This is a genomic window from Dyadobacter fermentans DSM 18053 (assembly GCF_000023125.1).
Lineage (GTDB): Bacteria > Bacteroidota > Bacteroidia > Cytophagales > Spirosomataceae > Dyadobacter > Dyadobacter fermentans.
Genome location: NC_013037.1, coordinates 5,137,584 through 5,157,771, shown reverse-complemented (window position 1 = coordinate 5,157,771; position 20,188 = coordinate 5,137,584). Strand labels below are relative to the sequence as shown.

Here is a 20,188-nt window from a genome sequence, read left to right as displayed (position 1 = left end):
TTCAATGGAATTGTCGGGTATAGTCAGGACCTGACTACACATGACTACTTTCTGACCAAAACTGACGTCACTCAACCGCAACAACGGAAATTTCGACGTTAACATCCTTCGGCAGGCGTGCTACCTGCACCGTTTCGCGGGCAGGAGGTTCTTTGGTGAAAAAGCTGCCGTAAATTTCGTTTACAGCGGCGAAGTCGTTCATATCGCGGAGGAAAATGCTGGCTTTCACGACATTCTGAAAACCAAGGCCGGCGGCACCCAGGATGTGCCCGATGTTTTGCATGACCATCCCGGTCTCTGCCTTAATGTCCCCGGACTTCGCCAGCTCGGCAGCGATTTGCCCTGAAACATAAACAGTGCCATTTACTTTAACAGCCTGGCTGTAAGGACCAATGGGGGCCGGTGCTTTGTCCGAAAATATGATTTGCTTGGGCATAAGTGACAAGAGTTAATGCCGCAAAATTACCAAATTATGGCGTGCCCACCGCCTTATTCTACCTTAAAAAGCGCTTTCAATTCGGTGGCTTCGGAAGCATTCAGGCGGCCGGCCAGCACGAGGCGCAGCTGGCGGCGGCGAAGGGCACTCAGGTACAACTCGTTCTCCTCGTCGGTTTCCGGTTCCAGCGGCGGCACTTCAATGGGCCGGCCGTTCTGGTCCACCGCCACGAATGTGTAGAATGCGCGGTTGGTACTCACCCGCACGCCTGCCGGGATGTCCTCCGCCCACACTTCCAGGAACACCTCCATCGAGGAATTGAACGCACGCGTCACCTTGGCGCGCATCGTCACGATGTTACCCAGGCGGATCGGCTCCGTAAACGACACATTATCCACCGAGGCCGTCACCACAATGCGGTTGGAATGCTTTTGTGCCGAAATAGCCGCGCAAATGTCCATCCAGTGCAGCAGCCGCCCTCCCATCAGGTTATTAAGGGTGTTGGTATCGTTGGGAAGCACCATTTCGGTCATGGTCACTTCGGATTGATGGGGCTTTTTTGGTTTCAGCATGTTGGGTATAAAATGGATTTAAAACTTGGGGCAGCGGGTCTTTTTGCGCTCCTTATTCTGGGCGCGGTTGCCGATGAGATAGGTGGCTCGGACCTGCAAAAACAGGTAACTGTCCTTGCTTTTGGCACTTCCGCGGTTCCAACCCGGCTGCCGCAGCGGCTCGCCGATCTCCCATGAACGGTCGGACAGCAGGCGGGCAATGTCGCTTGGCAATTGATCGGGATTGGGATAAACCGTACTCACATCGTCGAGGTAATCGGAATTGACGAAGTTATTGCAAAGTTCCAGGCCGAGGCTCAGCCGTTCGGTGGTTTTAATGGAAGCGCCGATCCCAGCGGTGAATACGAGCGGCATTCGTTTGTATTTTACTCCTTCTGTGGTGAGCGGCGCGAGGCTGTACCATGTTCCCTCGAATTTCGCTTTCGGGTTGAGGTGCGTAACGCCTATGCCTCCGAAAAGGTAAGGATTAATGGGCGCATGCCGGTTGAATGCAAAAAGATCGGCCTGCAAGCCCAGGTTAATGTCGGGATTGAAGGTTTTGAAAGAAAGGTTATTCTGATAGTTCTTGGAATATTTCTGATCCGCCGACACCTGATAGAACCGCAATTCGCCGCGCGCGCTCACGTGCTCCGTCAGGCGATACAGCGCTCCAAGCGAGATGGAAGGCCCGAGGCCGAGATGTTTCAGGTTCACGCCGTCGTTCAAATCACCCATGTAGTAAGCCACGCCCACTCCCGCCGTCACACTCAGCACGCCGAATGGATCCGTATAGCGTCCGCCGAATTTGGAACGACCCTGCCCCAGCGCCAGCTGGTGAACGAATGTCAGGATCAATGCAAGGGAAAGTAAATGTTTTCGGCTCATGTGTGGTGTCAGTAATGCGTGTTGAGTGATGCAAGTTGTAAAAGAAACTGATTTAAACAAAAATGGCCCGCAATCGCAGGCCATTTTTTCAATTCATGGTGAATATAAAATGATTGTATGCTAATCTCTTTTTACCGAGCTGGCACCGGAAGTATTTGAACGGATGTCTTTCGCGCCACCCGAGTAACGGATGCTGCTCGCGCCGCTCGCTTCGGCATTTACAGTGTTGCTCGCCACGATGGCGGCACTGCTGGCGCCCGAAGCATCGATATTGACCGTTTTAGCAGAGAAGTCGCGGCCTTTGAGCGACGACGCGCCCGAAACTTCGCCCGTGAGCACATCGCCCTCGCCGTTGAGCGTGAGCGACGATGCGCCCGAAACCTCCACCGCAACCTTCGGCGAAGCAACGCTCATCGTTACCTGCGACGCGCCGGAAACCTCGATATCCATATTTTTCACATTGCTGAAACGCGCCACATTCGCCTTGGAAGCGCCCGAAAACTCAACCGCTTCCAGCGCCGGCATCACGATGCTGATCTCCACCGTTTTGCGGTTTCTGTTCCAGCCCTTGTTTTTGTATCCCAAATGCAGCGTGCCGCCCTTCACAGCCGACTCCATATCATCCAGGTCCTCGGCGCGGCCCGTGGCCGTTACGCTATAACTTCCTCCCTGTTTCACATCTATCTTGAATGCACTGCCCATTGAGAGCTTGTTGAAGCCCGACACCTGGATTTTTCTTGTTTCCTGCGCCGTCACCCGGCAAGACAATGCGGTGATCAAAAGGGCCGCGATGAGGAATAGTTGCGTTCTTTTCATGGTATACTAAGTTAGATTTTCCGGAAAGATGACTGGAATGCCGGCGATGTTGCACCGGCATTCAAAATATTACTGCACATTGATCTTGCTTGCGCCGCTGGCGTGCCGGTTCAGGTTTGGCACATGGCTCAATTCCACTTTCGAAGCGCCCGATGCGTTCACATCGGCATTCTGGATATTCATTTCGGTGGCCGTGAGCTTGCAGGCGCCGTGGGCATCGAGCTTAGCCGTTTTGGCCAGACCGCGCAGCGTAGCTTTGGAAGCGCCGGAGATATTCACTGAAAGTTGGTCCGTGAACACATTCAGCTCCGATTTGGATGCGCCCGAAACCTCTACGTCCAGCTTGGGCAGGTCTTTGAACTCGGTAACGAGCGTTTTATTGGCGCCCGACAGCGACAAGTGCTCAATGGTGGGCATGGTAATCACCAGGCCTACGCGCTGCCAGTCGTGATCGTCGAAGAGGTTGAAATCACGCGAACGTTTCACGCGCAGCACACCGTCTTCCACCACTACCCGGATGTCGTCGATATTCTCCTGATTGTCCGAGTCGGCGGTAACCATGTATTCCGTCCCCTGGCGGATGATAATGGAATAAGCCCCGCCAATGTCCACTTTTTTGAAATCCGAAACCGGGAACTGCTTACTGTAATTGCCGCGTTCGCCCAGGTCCAGGCCGCTGTTGTCGTTGTAATCGAACCCATAGTCGGAGCGGTCGTCACCGGAATTCTCGCTACGGATGTATTTCAAAGGAATATTCGTACAAACCAGTCCCGAATCGCGGCGCATTTCCCATATCAGACTATTCCAAACCACTTCGTCATTGTGTCCCAGATCGTAACGTTTCAGGTTGCGTTGCTCGGGCTCCCAATCGCTCAGCAAAAAGTAGAAGTCGCGGGTCATCACGAACGGTTTGTTATAAGGAATGCTCAATGTGAGGTCAATCTCCTGGTCGCGGAACTTGGTGCGGCCGGCGATAAGCGGCCCTTCGGTAAATGTGAATACCGAATCTTTGAGCGACGGGCTGTAACGGATATCCCGGGCATTCTGCTCGGCACTTTCGCGAGTCCGGCCGCGTGCTTTCAGGACTTTTTCCAATCTGATGCTGTCGCTGGTGTTAGCGCCGGTCAGCCGCAGGTCGACGTCGATATTCTCCTCGTCGTTGTCATAATCGAAATTCAGCACCAGCGTTCCTCTTGGTGCCTGGTAATATTCGTTTTCAACGATTTCCCCTCTTTTCGCAAAGTTCTGCTGGTACGAAACACCGCCGACAGTCGCGCCGATCACGCCCACGATCCAGAGGCCGAGCAGGGTAAGCCAAACGCTCCCGCCGACGATCCGCTTGTTCGAAACGAGCGTCAAACCGAGCAAAAGGAATGTAATTAATGGAATGGCTGCTACGAAAATCCCCGAGATGATAAGTATTTCAGGCAACTCTTGGTAAATCACGAACGGAAGCGGCAGGTTATCGAATGCCCCGGCGCTCGTCAGCCCGAGCGCGATCCCGGCGGCTACCACCAGCCCCAGCAATCCCGATGCCGAGATACCGATCAGGAATACGCCGATCAAAACCCGCACAATTGGCCCCAGCCCTTTCAGCAGCTTCCCCGCCGCCGAGAAGATCAATCCGATGGCGCGGAACGGAAACAGTAGAATTTTGGTGGCGATATGCTCTTCTCCCCCTCTTTCTTCCAAATTGAGGCTTTGCTTGATGTTCGACTCAATATTGGAGAGGGTAATAGGCTCCCCCTGCATTTCCATTTTTTCGGTGAGCGTATTGGCCGTGGGCGCGATCACCCACAGCACGATGTAAATCAGGAAACCGGTTCCAAAAAGCAGGATCGACAGCACCCACAGGAAACGCACCACACCCAGGTCGACCCCGAAATAGGAAGCCACACCGGCCGCCACGCCACCCACCACCTTGCGGTCCGGATCACGGTAGAATTTTTTGATATGGGTATCCTCCTCCAATGTAGTAGTACCCGGAAAAGCAACCCACATGGCAATGTAAACCAGCACCATAAAGCCCGACACCGGTCCGAAAACCTCATCGGCATTATGCATATCGAGCATTCCTGAACCGGCAGGCAGGCCTACCACCGCGAAAAGGAAGGCAAGTCGCACCCAGATCGGGTCCACCGAGAAGTAATGCGCCAGACCGGCCGCCACGCCCCCGAGGAGTTTTCTCCGAAGATCGCGGAAGAGCTTTTTGGGGCCAGCTGGCCTTGCAGGCTCCGTTTTGGGCGGAATGGGTGCCTGGTAGGAAGTATAAGCCTCCTGTTTTGGTGCCGAAGTGGATGTGGAAGCGGCTTCGAGCGGATCGGTGATGAACTCGCCCCCTTCTTCGATCGCCTCGAAATCGGCCACGGTACCCATCGCGGCAATCAGCTCATCGACATCCGATAGCGAGATTACCTGCTTGTTCTCTGCTTTTTGTTTGTTTAAAAACCGCTCCGCAATCCTGCCCTCAATGTCCGAAAGGATCTCCTTGCTATCCGCGAACGACGAAAAGTATTTCTGGATAGACGCGAGGTAGCCTTTCAGTTTCTCGTAGCCATCTTCCTCGATATGGAAGATAATGCCGCCTATATTTATGCTGATTGTCTTTTTCATGATTGAAATAATCGAATGTCTCTAAGTGATCAGTTAGGGTCAGGAAGATTACCGGAAGCCGTTTTGCTCAATTCCTCTGTGCGTTTAATCACGGTTTGCACCGAGTCGGCGAGCTCAAACCACGTAGCCTGCATCGCGTCCAGAAATACCTTCCCCTCATCCGTCAAAACATAATATTTCCTTGGAGGGCCCGAAGACGACTCCACCCATTTATAGTCCAGCCAGCCTGAGTTCTTTAACCTGGTAAGAAGAGGGTATAATGTGCCTTCCACCACCATGATGTGTGCGGACGTCAGTTCATCCAACATATCCGAAGCATACACTTCGCCCCGTGATATGATGTGCAGGATGCAGAATTCCAAAATTCCCTTCCGCATCTGCACTTGGGCATTTTCAATATTCATGTGGTTTCATGAGTTAATTTTAAATGAATATGTTCATGGCTAATAGATAGAATTTAAACTTCTAACAATACAAAGGTATACACAGGTACTTTGTGATGCAAGGTACCATGTTAAAAAGATCTTCCGGTTGGGATGAATGGTTGATTTAATGTGCCGACCGGTTCAAAATGATTTTGGCACCAAACACGTTGCTATCTTGCGCGTCCGTGAACCGGTTGTACACGCTCAAAAACAGACGACATTGAATACCAAACCGCACCTCAGCATCATCGCCGCGATGAGCGAAAACCATGTCATCGGGCTGAACAACAGCTTGCCGTGGCACCTGCCCGACGAATGGGCGCATTTCCGCAAGGTAACCGCCGGCAAGGCATTCATTATGGGAAGAAAGAGCTTCGAAGCCCCCGACGCGCTGCATTCGGAATACCGGAATGTGATCATCACCTCGCGCCCTCCCGCGCAGGCGGAACCGCGTGTGGAATATGCCCGGGATATTTCAGGCGCCATCGCGTTACTTTCCGACGAAACGGACGTATTCGTATTAGGCGGCGCGAGTGTTTTCGAGCAAATGCTCCCGCTAGCCGACAGAATGTATCTGACCATTGTACACGCACAGGTGGAAGGCGATGCCTTTTTCCCGGCTTTCGACTCGGACGATTGGCAACTGGCGGATTCAGAGTTTCATGGCGCCGATGACGATCATGCCTATGCGTTTTCCATGAACCTGTATATCCGCAAGCCGTAAAGCGCTCCGCAGGCCATCCTTGTGCGTCAGATTTAAAAAACGATGACAAGGATTTTTGCACATACCCTACTGATCCTCTGCTGCATGGCGGTTTACGGCGCATGCCATGCCCAAGCGCACTACGGCAACGAATGGATCGATTACAACCTGACCTACCTGCGGATTCCGGTGGTAACGACGGGCCTTCACAAGATCACCGCGGCCGAACTTTCGCGAGCGGGCATTTCACCAGATTCGATCGTAGCAGCGGGCATTCAGCTATTCGCGCATGGAAACGAATTGCCTGTTGAAGTCCGCGGAGAACCATCGGGCAGGCTGGGCCGCGACGGCTGCATTGTATTTGCAGGCCAAAGAAATGACGGCCACGCTGACACCGCCCTCTACGCGACGCCCGACGCAATGCCGCACCCTTACTACAACCTCTACTCCGACACCACCGCCTACTTCCTGACGTGGCAAACCGGCAAATCCGGCCTGCGGACCCGCTTCCCCAGCCCCAGCACCATTACCGACAGCGCAGCATTTCATTGGGAAGAAGCAATGCAGCTATACACTTCCCATTACCTGCCCGGCCGGTTTTTCCCTCCCGAAAGCAGCTACGAAAACGGCTCATTGCTCACCGACTACGATGAAGGCGAAGGCTGGACAGGCCCGGAAATAGCAGCGGGAAAGCCTGTTGAAATTACATTCAAAACCAGCGGACTTTTTAAAGGCAAAACGTCCGGTATAGATTGCGAAATACTCCTCGCAGGCTGGTCGCCGGGAGCGCATGCATTTGCATTATGGCTGGGTGATGCTAAAAACCTGCGAAGAAGAATCGTCGATTTACACCTGACCGGCCGCGAAACTAAGGCTACCCGGTTTCAAATATCCATTGACGATTTTGATGAAACGGGACAACTGACTTTCACGCTCCTGCGCATGAGCGTCGGCGGGCACGCCTCGGTTTCGTACGTGCGCATACGCTACCCGCAGGCAGGCCCGCGAGTCGCGCCCGAACCTGTTAACACACTGCCGCCGCGCATTGTAAAGTTCCAGCGCATTGATCCGCAAACGGAATACCTCATCATCACGCATCCGCTCATGCGCACACCTGTGAATGGGCTCGATGTGGTTGCTGAATATGCGCAGTACCGGGCTTCGGAGGCTGGTGGCGGGTACCACACTTCGGCTGCTTACAGTTATGAACTTTTTGACCAGTTCAATGCCGGCCAGCCAGGCCCGCAGGGTATTCGGAATGCAATCCGCTGGTTGTGTGATCACGGCAACCTGCAATTTGTGCTGCTCGCCGGAAGGTCGATAGACCCGCAAAAGGCACGAAAAATGAAAGACTCCTGGCAAACGGACATGGTACCCAATGCTGGCTGGCCGGGTTCCGATATTGCATTGGCCACCACCAAAGGCTCCCGGATGCCACTCGTGCCGATTGGCCGCATTAATGCATTGAATGCGCAGCAACTGCTGCATTACTTGCTGAAAGTGAAGGCCATGGAAGCCGAATCAGCCACAGCAGCCTGGCGCAAACGCATTTTGCATTTAAGCGGCGGGAGGTCCAGGGATGAGTTGAATGTGTTTAAAAATTATGTGCAGTCTTTTGAAAAGAAACTTGAAAACACACCGCTGGCGGGCAAAGTGACTACGATTTCAAAACTGACAGACGGTCCGGTTGAACCGGTGCGCATTGATGGGCATTTGAACGAGGGCGTCGGGCTCGTTACGCTGTTCGGGCATTCTTCCATTGATGTGACGGACATCGACATCGGCCGGGCCAGCGATCCGGCTCGGAATTACCGGAACCACCCGCATTATCCGGCGGTGATCGTGAATGGCTGTGCGGCGGGAAGTATTTTTTATTCGACGCAGACATTGAGCAGCGACTGGATTTTTGCTCCCGAAAGCGGCGCCGTACTTTTTTTGGCACACACATTCAACGGCCCGTCGACCGCACTCAAACGCTACACCGAAATCCTATACGAAGTCCTGGCCGACCCTGCATTCACCAACGCGCCCTTCGGCATCATCCAGCAGGAAGCCATCCGCCGGAACTTAGCGCGCAGTCCCGGCATGCCCGACTGCATTACCATACAACAAATGACCCTGCACGGCGATCCGGCCATCCGCATTTTCCCGTCAATGCGCACGGATACCACCGCAGATAATCCATCCGACGACCTGCCGCCGGTCATGCAGGTTTCGGTGGACGGCAGGCAGTTGATCAACGGGGATATTGTTTCATCAAAACCGACGATCCGAATCCGCATTTTCGACGAAAGCATTCCTGAGGCCGAAAACGACACGACGATGATCGCCATTTGGCTGAAAAGACAATGCGCAGGCTGCACCGATGTGAGAATGCCGCTCGGCGCCGCCGTTGGAAAAAACATTCCGGGGCAGCATTATGAGATCGTGCTTCACCCTGTATTCATGCCCGGCAAATACCTGCTCACCATCCAGTGCCGCGACAAAGCCGCGCATTCCGCAGCACCCTACCGGATTCGTTTTGAAGTACCTGAACACGAAGGACCGATTACGGCAATGGTTTCGCCAAATCCGTCACGAAGGGGGTTTAAGTTCACGATCCAAAACCCCGGACCGGCCGCTACCGAGCTGGAACTGACCATCGGGAACACGCTGGGAACGACCATCTTCCGGAAAACGTTATCTGTTTTTGCCGGGCGGAATGAGTGTTTCTGGACGCCTCCCGTTCATTCTCCCGGGATTCCGGCCGGTCTTTATAACTACACCATCCATAGCACGGTTGCCGGCAGCTACACGGCTCCGCCTGCTGAAAGTATGCGGGGACATTTGCTTTACACGCCCTGAGCCAGCGCCGCAGAATGCCTGTTTTACCGCTGGACCTCATTTTGTTTCCACAAAAACTTATTATTTTTGTCCATTATAAAATAGATATCCCATTGAAAGAATACGGTAGTAACGTACAAAAACTGGCCGACCACATCGTCAGGATCGAGGATAAGGCTAAGCGCACCCTCTACGCGCACATCCTGGTCGAGCTTATGCGTCAGATACATCCCAACATGCGGGATAACCAGGATTACACCAATAAGTTGTGGGACGACCTGTACATTATTTCCGGTTTCGAGTTGGACGTTGACAGTCCTTTCCCTCCGCCATCGCCGGAGGCGCTCGGCAAAAAGCCGCTTCGTGTCGAGTACAACCAGCAAAACCTGCAATTCCGCCACTACGGCCGCAATATCGATTTGCTTCTGGAAAAAGCGTCGCAGACGGAGAATCCGGAAGACCGCCTCGCATTCGTTTCCTACATTTTCCGCCTGATGCGTTCGTTCTTCAACGCCTGGAACAAGGACAATCCCGAAGATAGCGTGCTGCTGAGCCAGCTGGAACAGCTTAGCAAAGGGCGCCTGAAAGAAGAAATCGACTACATCCGCAAATCAGGGCCTATCGATGCCGCGCCCAAAGACCGGAACAATAACCAGGAGCGAAACCGCGTAAACCAGACCGGCGGCAACAACTTCAAAGCCCAGTCGCACAACTCCGACAGGCAGGGCGGCAACAACCAGGGCAATCAGAACCGTAACCGGAACAATAAATTCTCCAACCGGAACGGAAACAATAACAACAACAACCGGAATAACAACCGTAAAAAATCTGGCATGTAATCACCAGATTTCACTTTATAGCGTATCAACTGCCCAAAATCTTTATGGCATCATTTAAAATTACCGGGGATCGACGTCTCAAGGGTGAAATCGTGCCGCAAGGCGCCAAGAACGAAGCATTGCAGATCATCTGCGCCGTGCTGCTTACCAAAGAGCCGGTTACGATCCATAACATTCCGGATATCCGCGACGTGAACCAGTTGATCAACCTGTTGGGCGATCTGGGCGTACGCCGCACCCGCTTGAGCGAATCATCCATTCGTTTCGAAGCCGACGATATCAACCTCGATTACCTCGAATCGGACTCGTTCCGGCAGAAAGCGGCCGCATTGCGCGGCTCGGTCATGCTGCTGGGTCCGATGCTGGCGCGATTCCGCAAAGGTCGCATTCCTCGTCCGGGCGGTGATAAAATCGGCCGCAGGAGATTGGACACGCACTTTTTGGGTTTTGAGAAATTGGGTGCGGAGTTCAGCTACGACGAAGAAGACGGCGGATTTTATCGCGTCGACGCCGCGAACCTGAAAGGCACTTTCATGCTTTTGGACGAAGCCTCGGTAACCGGTACAGCCAACGTACTCATGGCCGCGGTAATGGCCGAAGGTACGACTACCATTTACAATGCCGCCTGCGAGCCTTATTTGCAGCAGCTTTGTAAAATGCTGAACCGCATGGGCGCCAAAATTTCCGGCATTGCTTCCAACATGCTGATTGTGGAAGGCGTGAGCGAGTTGAAAGGTACCGAACATACGATGCTGCCCGACATGATCGAAATCGGCAGTTTCATCGGTCTGGCGGCGATGACGCAATCAGAAATCACGATCAAAGACTGCCAGATTCCAGAGCTGGGCATTATTCCCGATGTTTTCAAGAGACTGGGCATTCAAATGGAATTCCGTGGCGACGATATTTTCATCCCTGCGCAGGAACGCTACCGCATCGAAAACTACCTCGACGGCTCCACATTATCGGTAGCCGATGCCCCGTGGCCCGGCTTCACGCCCGATTTGCTGAGCATTGTGCTCGTAACGGCTACGCAGGCGCAGGGAACGGTGCTCATTCACCAGAAAATGTTCGAAAGCCGGCTGTTCTTTGTGGATAAACTGATCGAAATGGGCGCACAAATCATCCTTTGCGACCCGCACCGTGCAACCGTGATCGGCCATAACCGCGAAACACAGCTCCGCGGCATCCGCATGACTTCGCCGGACATCCGTGCCGGGGTAGCATTGCTCATCGCAGCCATGTCGGCCAAAGGCGTAAGCATTATCGACAATATCGAACAAATCGACCGCGGATACCAGAACATCGACACACGCCTGAACGCGATCGGCGCGGAGATTGTGCGGTTGTAAATAGACCTTTTAATAATACATATCTGCCGTAAGGTATTCATTAAGAAAAAGAGATTGCCGTTAACAGGCAATCTCTTTTTCTTGTGATACTACATCAGAAATTATGTTATCCAAATATTTCAGCAGGCCGGCGTTTTATATATTATTTGCAGTATTTGCAACCATGTATTACTTCTCAATGCTTTGCGCCATTGCACAAGATGACGGCACTACCGCTAACAAGCCCGCCCTAGACTTAGTGGCGGACGTGTTTTACTTGTTTCAATTTCCTATCGCTGTTATAGCCTCGAAACTGATAAGTGACCATCCCGCAGTTACAATTATTGGATCTGCTCTTAACCTAGCACTTTACAGCTTGCTGACAACCCTGTTGATCGGATACGTGACCAAACGGAAAGGCAAATAACGTCATTTTTTCCGCCCATAAGTGCACTTCCCATTATCCGCCTTCACATAGTAAGACTTGTAATTCGTCGCTTTCGGGTCCATACATCCCTTCAAATCCAGTATTTCTACTTTGCGGAACTCGACGGGATGGCTTTCGCTTTGGAGTGAAATGGAACCGTGATCGAGCAACTTGCCGGCGATTTTTACTTCCGGATCGGTGGCGCCGCCCAAATTACCGCCGCCGAGCTGCGGCTTGTTGTATTCCAGCACCATTTCGCCATTGGCAAAATGCTGGATCAGCGAATCGCCCAGTACCAGCACTTCGGCGCGTACCCACTGGTCGCCGTTATAGGTTTTTGATTTGGAGTTGACACAATGCTGCGTAACCAGTTTACCATCGATCACCACATTGGTACCGGGTGTACACAAGTTGCAGGTCGTGCGGGTTTTGTCGTTGCCTCCCAAAAGCTGCACTTCGATCGACGCGGGGAAATCCTGATCTTTGCCCATCGTCGCGGCTGGCTGCCCATGCACCATCACGCCCGAGTTACGCCACGCCCAGCCTTCGCCCTTCGGCGCCTGCTCGCCTACAAACCGGTACTCTACCGCCACACGGTAGTAGGAAAAATCACCTTTGTAGAAAATATGGCCGTATTTCTGCGCGAAATCGTCGTATTTGTCATACCGAACCAGCATTTTGCCGTCTTCCACCCGGAATGTGTTATTGTAATTGTCGTTCAGTTCGTAGCCGCGGATTTTAATATCCCAGCCATCCAGGTTTTTTCCGTTGAAAAGCTGCTTCCATTCCTGCTTGTCGGCATTATTCTTTTGACCGAAAACCATCAGGCACATCAGGCTGAACAGGATCGTGAGTTGTAATTTCATGAATATGGTTATGTTAAGATTGCATTGCGCCGTGCCTGCATTGCATCCGGCGACACGGGCAGTAAATATACGATTTGATAAACCATACTCGTACGCCGGCAATCATTAAAAACCCCGCCCGCCAACGGGTTCCAAATCCAAAAAAGGACTTACTTCGTAGGTAAGTCATGCTAATATTAATATGGGTCTGAAAACAAAAGACAAAATTGCGATATTCTGGTTTCGCCGGGACCTCAGGCTGCACGACAATGCGGGGCTCTATTACGCATTGCGCTCCGGCTACCCGGTCGTTCCGCTCTTCATTTTCGACCGGAACATTCTCGACGACCTCGAAGAAAAGACAGACGCGCGACTGACGTTCATTCACAAGGCCGTTTCGGAAATCCGGCAGGCATTGCGGCAAAAGGAAGCCGATATCATGGTCGAATACGGATTTCCTGAAAAAATCTGGGAGAATTTGGTGGCCGGACATGACATCGCCGAGGTTTATACCAACACCGACTATGAGCCTTACGCTACCGACCGCGACAAAGCTATTTACCGGATATTGAAGCAGAAGGATATCGTTTTCAAAACCTGCAAGGACCAGGTCATTTTTGAAAAACAGGAAATACTCAGCGGCCAGGGCTCGCCCTACACCGTTTTTACGCCATATAGCCGCGCCTGGAAGCAGAAACTCAACGATTTTTACCTCAAATCCTACCCTACTAAAAAGTATTTCAGGCATTTTCACCAATGGCACGGCAGCGCATTGCCCTCATTGCGGGAAATGGGTTTTGAAAAAACCGACTACGACTTTCCGCCCGCCGATGTAGATGATACGTTGCTAAAAAACTACGCAAAAGAGCGCGATTTCCCTGCTATGGAAGCAACAAGCCGGATCGGCGTTCACCTCCGCTTCGGCACCGTGAGTATACGCGACCTCGCGCGGCAAGCACGCGCGCACAGCGACACGTTCCTGAACGAGCTGATCTGGCGCGATTTCTACCAGCAAATCCTTTCCAACTTCCCGCACGTGGGCAAAGGTGACGCATTTCGGAAGGCCTATGATTTGATCAAATGGCGTTACGACAAGGCCGATTTTAAGAAGTGGTGCGAAGGAAAAACGGGTTATCCGCTGGTGGATGCCGGAATGCGGCAACTGAATGCGATCGGGTTCATGCATAACCGTGTGCGAATGGTCACGGCGAGTTTCCTTTCCAAGCATTTGCTGATCGACTGGCGCCTAGGGGAAGCCTATTTCGCTCAAAAACTGCTGGATTACGATCTTGCAGCCAACAATGGCGGCTGGCAATGGGCGGCAGGATCAGGAACCGACGCAGCGCCGTACTTCCGGATATTCAACCCTGCGTCGCAGGCGGAGAAGTTCGATCCGAAAATGGAGTATATCAAAAAATGGGTCCCCGAGTTTGGTACCGACGAATATCCTGAGCCGATGGTCGATCACAAAGAGGCACGCGAACGTTGCCTCCAAGCCTACAAAACGGCGCTCGATAAAGCGAATCAGTAGCTATTTGCCTCCCGCGACTACGGTTACCATATCTTCCGGACGCAAATAGCGGTTTGCCATTTTCATCACGTCATCGGCCGTAGTGGCGTGGATGCGGTCGATATACTGGTTGAAGAAATCGGCCGGCAGGCTGTCCAACAGCAACACTTTACGGCGATCGGCGACCTCGAAAGCGGTGTTCAGCGAGCCGGCGAACTCTCCGGCCATAAAGCTCTTGACCGTCTGCAATTCTTCGGCGCCGACCAGCTCGGTTTGCAGGCGGTGTATTTCCTTTTTGATCTCATCGATAGTCTGCTGGGTAAAATCCTTCTTTACATCCGTACCGATCATGAGATATCCCTCATTACGCAGCGTCACCAGGTGCGACGAGATGCCGTAGGTTAGCCCTTTTTCTTCGCGGATATTCTTCATCAGCCGCGACCCGAAGTAACCGCCCAGAATTTCGTTTGTGACGAGCATTTTGAAATAATCGGGATGATGGCGGTTGAAAAGCACTCGTCCCATGCGGATCGACGACTGAACGCTCTCCGGCCGCTCCACCACCGCTTCGCTGCCCTGGTAGGGTGACTCTGCCTGGAACAACACCGGTTCCGTTTCGGCCGCGATGGCGGTTTGGCCCAACGTCGCATTCACCTGGGCGACGTTCGCCTCGGTGACCTGTCCGGCGAGAACCAGCGTACATTTTCCATTGCGGATAAATCGCCTGTAATGTTCCAAAACGGCATCAATTTCCAATGCGTCGATTCCTTCTTCGGTTTGGCTTTGCCCGTAAGGATGTGCCAGGCCGAACAGCAGCGCGCGGAACTCCGTCGTGGCCAGGTAAGCGGTTTTCTCCTTGTTTACCTTCAAATTCTGAACGGTGATGTTCTTCAACTCCTTAAACTCCTTTTCCGGAAACGAAGCGCCGAGGATCAGCTTCTGGACGAGCGGGAGCACATCGGGCAGGAAGCGCGACAAACAATAAACGACGATGCCCGCGCGATCGGACGTGTGGGTCATTTCGGTGAATGCGCCCAGCCTGTCGAACGCCTCGCTGATTTCCTGCGACATCATTCCTTCCACGCCCTCGGGCAGCATTTTGATGGCGAAGTACGACGCCGCCAGTTCGCTTTCGTACCAGTTGCCCGCTTCGAAAATGCATTCCAGGCGCACCACAGGTTGTTCCCCGATATTGATCACATGCAGCGCCACCCCGTTATCGAGGATATGGCTCTGCGGTTCGGGCAGATGAATGCTTTGAATGACTTTGAAATCAGGGGCAATGGTGCGGTCCAGTGACATGGGAATGATGAGTATAAAAAAACGAATGACGTCGCAATAACGCCATTCGTTTCTGAAAAATTAAATTCTGCTAATGCTTAGTTTTCCGAGTCGGTCACGTCCAGCTTTTCAGCCTTGTTCAGTGCGAGCGACAAGGTGATGCGCAATGTTTGCGCGAGCGGGCTGTTCTGTCTGGTAGGGAACATGTAGGCGAAATCTACCGCGTACTTGTCGGCAAAGCGCAAACCTGCACCGGCTGTGAAGAACTGGCGGTCGCCTTTGTTTTTGTTCTCTGCGAAATAACCTGCTCTCAAAGCGAAGATATTGTTATACCAGTATTCCAAACCGGTTGCGATGGCTACTTCCTGAATTTCTTCCTTGAAACCATCCGGAGCGTCGGAGAATGAACCGAACACACCGTTCAGCAATGGCTTGGTGTTCACGTTGGTCTTTCCATCCGGGGTTGGCACCATCAGTTTGCTGAAATCGATGATGAAGTTGAAGCGGTTTCTTCCGTCGCCAGTATACGACAACCCGGTACCTACTTTCAAAGTCGTTGGAATGAAGTTCTCCGTTTCAGTGCCTGATCCGTAGTTGATCTTACCACCCAGATTGGAAAGCACTGCACCCAATGACCACACCAACTCGCTGCCGGTGTCTTCATTTTTGAATTCCTTTTTATAATAAGCGCTGATATCACCCGCCGCAACACGTGCAGGGCTGAGTGAAACGTTATTGATCACCGCGTTTCCGGCCAGGTTAGACGAAATGTATTTCAGGGTAAGGCCCATGGAGAAGTTTCTTCCAAGCTGACGTGAATACGTTCCGTTGATCGCAAATTCGCGTGAATTGAAATAACCAACATTATCGCCTTGCGCGTTACGCAAATCCAGTTCACCATTGTTGAAGTAGTTGAAAGAAAGCGCTACTGCCTGGCGGTCGCCCAATTTCTTATAAGCTGTGAGGTAGCCGAGCCACATATCATCCACCAGGTGGCGCAACCACGGCGTGTAAGAAGCTGAAACGCCGAAGTCTTTTGTGTTGTAAGGAAGCTTTGCCGCATTCCAGTAACTCGCATTCGCATCCGGGCTGAGCGCTACACCGGCTTCTCCTAACGCTGCACTTCTCGCATCAGGGGCAAATGTTAAAAAGGAAAGTGGTGATGCCGGGATTCTTCTTGTAGAATCCTGCTGAGCGAAAAGCGTACCTGATGTTAAAAAGAATAGTGAGGATAATGTAACAAAAAAAAGTCTCATAGAAATTGGATTTGCGATAGGAAGTGCTTTGTATCAGCTTCTTTAAAGGGTCAAAAATACAATGAAAGATAGTTATTACTAAAAATTTGATAAGTTTTATTATCCTAAGGATACCGTATCAGCTTTCCGGCTTTTTGAACGGTAGAATTGTCTTTTAACGATCTGACCGATAATTGGTAAACCAGCGTTTCGGCTAACGGTACTGTTTTCAACCATTGCGTTATGTCCCATTCTTCTCTAATAATCGGCTCGCTGTTATAGTAAAGTTTTCGATATGTTCCCAAACGTTGACCGTTGACCAGCAATATATTAAAAATTAATTCTACGTCCTCATTCACCCGGTCATGCCCGAGTTCCAATGTAAGGTCTTTCTGAAATGGGTTAGGGTAAATCTTAAAGGTGTTGAGCCGGATTCCCTTGGCAGGGCCTACTAGAAACCCGAACGCTATTTCAGAAAAGTTAGTATACGTGTCCCATACTTTTAAACGGACTATATATTTTCCGGCAGGCAAGTTATCCAGCGGATAGTTAATCGTACCTGATTTATAATTATCCAGATCGGCCTGGTAGTAATCATTTAAAACGACCGTGAGCGTGTCGTTCAGGGTCATCGTTATGTCATGCCCGATACCCGCTCTCGAAATGCTGATGCCGCTTTCGTCGCTCATTTTCAGCACCAACACCGGCGATGGCTCCACCGTATCGCCGTCCCTGAAAGCCGGCGTGTTGAGGTAGCCCGCGAGCTTCGGCGGAATGCTGTCGGTTTGCTGCACCGCGCTGCCGCCTATGAGTACGGAGAGCTGCGCGGAGGCATCATCGGTACTGTCGGCATTCACCGCGTAAGTGCTGATCCGCCCCGCACCGAGGCGATAGTCGATATCCTTCGGCATTTGCAAAGTGCATTGCAGCCGCCCGTTTTTCACGGACACATGCCCGTCGAAGAGCTTGCTGCGGAACTCCGTGTACGTTTCGGCACTGCCTCCATTTCCCAGCGTGCGAAATTCGATGGGCTTATCGTAAACCACCACCCGGGCTGTTCCGTTAAAATCATCGTCCATCGCGCCGGTGCGTGGATCGAATACTTCCGCTTGCAGGGTTACCTTTTGCAATGCACGCAATGTGTCGGGCTGCGACGTCCATCGAATTCCCTTTCGACTGGGGCTCAGGGTCATGGACGGATCGGCGAGCAGCGTAAAGTTCCTGTTTAGGCTGCCGGCCAGCGCATTGTTTTTCGTTTTGAGAAAAAAATCACCCAGCCGCTCGCCCGGTTTGGCGTGCAGCAGTGCTTCGTAAAATGCTTTGTTCAATGCAAAATTGGTGCTTGAATATACCGGCCGTGTGGTGCTGATCGCGCCCACAGCTGCGCCTTTGGGGCTCAATACCATCAGTTCAGCGCCGGATACCACACCAGGATCGTCGTAACGGCCAAAATCGCAGGTTGCCGTGATGAGCAGCGGCAGATTATTCATTCCACGGCTCGACAACATGTCGGCCAGGGTCAGCACCTGCTCTTCCGCCCAGCCGCTTACGCCCCCGTGACCGGTATAGTTTAATATCAGCGTTCCATTGTCGATCGCATGGCGGATGGCCTTGTTAATAGCCGGCGCCTTTTGTCCGGCATCGGTGGTGGTTTGCGGCACTTCGTCGATAAATGACCTTGTAGCAAACATCCTGCCCCCGATCAGGTTAGCAAGCTGATCGGCGTGGCGCTGGTGAATGTTACCGTCGCCATCGTCGGCCACGAACTTCACCGCATTTTTCCACATTCCGAACGATGTCTCGTAGCGCATCAATTTATCCACCACAATCTTTGCTTCCTCCCGGGATTTTACCGGCAGTCTTCCCACGCCAATGTCCACCGTGTGGTCACCTGTCGCATGCTCGTTCCAGTCGCCCTCGGCTTCGTCCATAAATCCGAAATAGTCGTCCGACGAATACGTATAAACCGGGTTAAGCGATTCGCGGCTTTCGTACACCGGCACCCAGGCAGCGCGCTGCGCCGGAGATTGGTTGCGAAGCAGATTCCGGTAATCGTACGTGGCATCGCCGAACAACAAAAGGTATTTCAGCTTGCCGGGTGTCTTCTGGTAGAGATTTCGGGCGAAATCGCGGATGGCGGTGATGTCTGAACTGCCGGATGCGTATTCGTTGTAAACCTGGTCGGTTGTGACAACGAGCACATCCAGCCCATCATTGCTATTCCTGAATCCGGCCAGGCGGTTTGCCTCACCGACCCACTCAGCGGGTGTGATAATCAGCAGGTCCGGCGTGACGGAGGCGGCAATGTTTTGGTTGAGTACGGGTTGTATTGCAACGGGCGCCTGTGCGTCCTCAAACTGAAAACTAATGTATTTCTGAACGCTTTCGCCTCCCCGGGCCGTCCAGCGGAATGCGCCTGTCGCGTCTTTCCCGGTAATGGCAGTCGGGAGAAGCGGATTGGTGATATTCCAAAGATTTACGCCGTTGGAAGGACCTGCAAACTGGTAGGTAACGGTGTCGGTCGGTTGGGGAAGGAAATGGTAAACCTGCTGCGCTCCATAATTCCGTAACTCGCGCTTCACCTGCAAGCCGATATAGTCGAGATAGGCCTCAGCCGAGCTTTGGCCATTCTTTTGATAGGTTACACCGATGGTAAATTTGCCCGAAGCCGGCGCGTTCCTGATAAGATAAGTATTCCCTGATCGCAATGCTTTCACATCGTAGGTCCCGGTGCTTACCGTACCGATAGCCTCCTGCCCTGCTTCGCTGCCATTCACCTGCCAGATGAAGCGCGTCGGCACCTGGGCGGCTCCGATCGTGGATGTTCTGAGTTTGAAGTCGGAGCCGGGCACTACACCCGGCATATCCACATCGGTGCTGAAACCGGAAGAGCCGGCCAGATATTCGCCCCACCATTCGCGACCGGATTTCAATGAATTGGAAGATTCCGTTTCGTAAAACCAATAATCGTCGAATGTGCCGACTATCGGTGATTTCGCTGCTGCAATAGCGGGCTGCGACTTGATCCTCAGGCCTTTGTCGGACGTAAAAGTGATGAAATAGAAACTCGAATCGGAATAGTAGTTGATCTGATGGCGGAGTTCGTCGCTGGCGGCATCATACTTTATCACGTGCGGGCCTTCTGCGTAGAAGTAAACGGCGTCACCTTTGTCGAATCTGCCGTCCTCTTCACCACTCACCCAGATCGCATTCTCCGTTAATGCATTGACATATCCCGCCTTATTCGACTGCGGCAGCATGCCGCCGCCGTTGCCGTAAATACGGATCCCCACCGGGTTCACCGATGCGATATCGACGCCCATTCCGGAGAGCAGTTCAGCGTCGACGCGGCAAATGCCCGACCCGGTCACAGCCAGTCTGAACCAGGTGCCCTCCGCCAATACCGATTTTTGTGCATGTGTAAAAAAGGAACTCAGCAATGCCAGGCAAACCGGCATTGTGCGAAGT

Annotated in this window: 15 protein-coding genes; 5 read left to right on the top strand and 10 right to left on the bottom strand. The window is 52.5% G+C overall.

Going from position 1 to position 20,188, the window contains the following annotated elements:
• Positions 1-67: 67 nt before the first annotated feature.
• The 6 genes from DFER_RS21235 to DFER_RS21210 all read right to left on the bottom strand — a co-directional run bounded on the left by DFER_RS21235 (position 68) and on the right by DFER_RS21210 (position 5,705).
• Positions 68-436, bottom strand: a complete 369-nt coding sequence (locus DFER_RS21235; RefSeq protein WP_015813706.1) for a Rid family detoxifying hydrolase — start codon at positions 434-436, stop codon at positions 68-70.
• A 53-nt stretch (positions 437-489) separates the two neighbouring features.
• Positions 490-1,008 (bottom strand): acyl-CoA thioesterase, encoded by a 519-nt coding sequence (locus tag DFER_RS21230; protein ID WP_015813705.1) that lies wholly within the window; start codon positions 1,006-1,008, stop codon positions 490-492.
• Positions 1,009-1,026: 18 nt separating this feature from the next.
• Complete coding sequence (locus tag DFER_RS21225; protein ID WP_015813704.1) at positions 1,027-1,872, bottom strand: outer membrane beta-barrel protein; 846 nt, start codon at positions 1,870-1,872, stop codon at positions 1,027-1,029.
• 120 nt (positions 1,873-1,992) lie between these two features.
• Entirely contained in the window at positions 1,993-2,688 is a 696-nt protein-coding gene (locus DFER_RS21220) for a head GIN domain-containing protein (protein ID WP_015813703.1), read from the bottom strand.
• 69 nt (positions 2,689-2,757) lie between these two features.
• Positions 2,758-5,301: a PspC domain-containing protein gene (locus DFER_RS21215; RefSeq protein WP_015813702.1), complete on the bottom strand. Its 2,544-nt coding sequence runs from the start codon at positions 5,299-5,301 to the stop codon at positions 2,758-2,760.
• A gap of 29 nt (positions 5,302-5,330) precedes the next feature.
• On the bottom strand, positions 5,331-5,705 hold the full coding sequence (locus DFER_RS21210; protein ID WP_015813701.1) for a PadR family transcriptional regulator: 375 nt from the start codon (positions 5,703-5,705) through the stop codon (positions 5,331-5,333).
• A 196-nt stretch (positions 5,706-5,901) separates the two neighbouring features.
• Here DFER_RS21210 and DFER_RS21205 point away from each other — a divergent pair, with 196 nt between their 5' ends.
• Genes DFER_RS21205 through murA form a run of 4 tightly spaced genes read left to right on the top strand, consistent with a single transcriptional unit; the run spans position 5,902 to position 11,443 of the window.
• The gene (locus DFER_RS21205; protein WP_229206074.1) at positions 5,902-6,450 is read left to right on the top strand and encodes a dihydrofolate reductase; all 549 of its coding nucleotides are present in this window, start codon (positions 5,902-5,904) and stop codon (positions 6,448-6,450) included.
• A gap of 42 nt (positions 6,451-6,492) precedes the next feature.
• Positions 6,493-9,273: a C25 family cysteine peptidase gene (locus tag DFER_RS21200; RefSeq protein WP_229206073.1), complete on the top strand. Its 2,781-nt coding sequence runs from the start codon at positions 6,493-6,495 to the stop codon at positions 9,271-9,273.
• A 14-nt stretch (positions 9,274-9,287) separates the two neighbouring features.
• Positions 9,288-10,091 carry a DUF4290 domain-containing protein gene (locus DFER_RS21195; RefSeq protein WP_015813698.1) on the top strand — a complete coding sequence of 268 codons (804 nt, stop codon included), beginning with the start codon at positions 9,288-9,290 and terminating at the stop codon, positions 10,089-10,091.
• Between the two features lie 44 nt (positions 10,092-10,135).
• A complete protein-coding gene (gene murA, locus DFER_RS21190; protein WP_015813697.1) occupies positions 10,136-11,443 on the top strand; it encodes a UDP-N-acetylglucosamine 1-carboxyvinyltransferase in 1,308 nt (435 codons plus the stop codon).
• Between the two features lie 408 nt (positions 11,444-11,851).
• On the opposite strand, the gene DFER_RS21180 is transcribed toward murA, so the two are convergent.
• Positions 11,852-12,715 (bottom strand): 3-keto-disaccharide hydrolase, encoded by an 864-nt coding sequence (locus DFER_RS21180; RefSeq protein ID WP_015813695.1) that lies wholly within the window; start codon positions 12,713-12,715, stop codon positions 11,852-11,854.
• 181 nt (positions 12,716-12,896) lie between these two features.
• On the opposite strand from DFER_RS21180, the gene DFER_RS21175 reads away from it, so the two are divergent.
• Positions 12,897-14,225 carry a cryptochrome/photolyase family protein gene (locus DFER_RS21175; protein ID WP_015813694.1) on the top strand — a complete coding sequence of 443 codons (1,329 nt, stop codon included), beginning with the start codon at positions 12,897-12,899 and terminating at the stop codon, positions 14,223-14,225.
• On the opposite strand, the gene DFER_RS21170 is transcribed toward DFER_RS21175, so the two are convergent.
• The 3 genes from DFER_RS21170 to porU form a co-directional block, all read right to left on the bottom strand.
• Complete coding sequence (locus DFER_RS21170) at positions 14,226-15,506, bottom strand: M16 family metallopeptidase (protein ID WP_015813693.1); 1,281 nt, start codon at positions 15,504-15,506, stop codon at positions 14,226-14,228.
• Positions 15,507-15,583: 77 nt separating this feature from the next.
• Complete coding sequence (gene porV / locus DFER_RS21165) at positions 15,584-16,741, bottom strand: type IX secretion system outer membrane channel protein PorV (protein ID WP_015813692.1); 1,158 nt, start codon at positions 16,739-16,741, stop codon at positions 15,584-15,586.
• 104 nt (positions 16,742-16,845) lie between these two features.
• Positions 16,846-20,178, bottom strand: a complete 3,333-nt coding sequence (gene porU, locus DFER_RS21160) for a type IX secretion system sortase PorU (protein ID WP_015813691.1) — start codon at positions 20,176-20,178, stop codon at positions 16,846-16,848.
• Positions 20,179-20,188 lie beyond the last annotated feature (10 nt).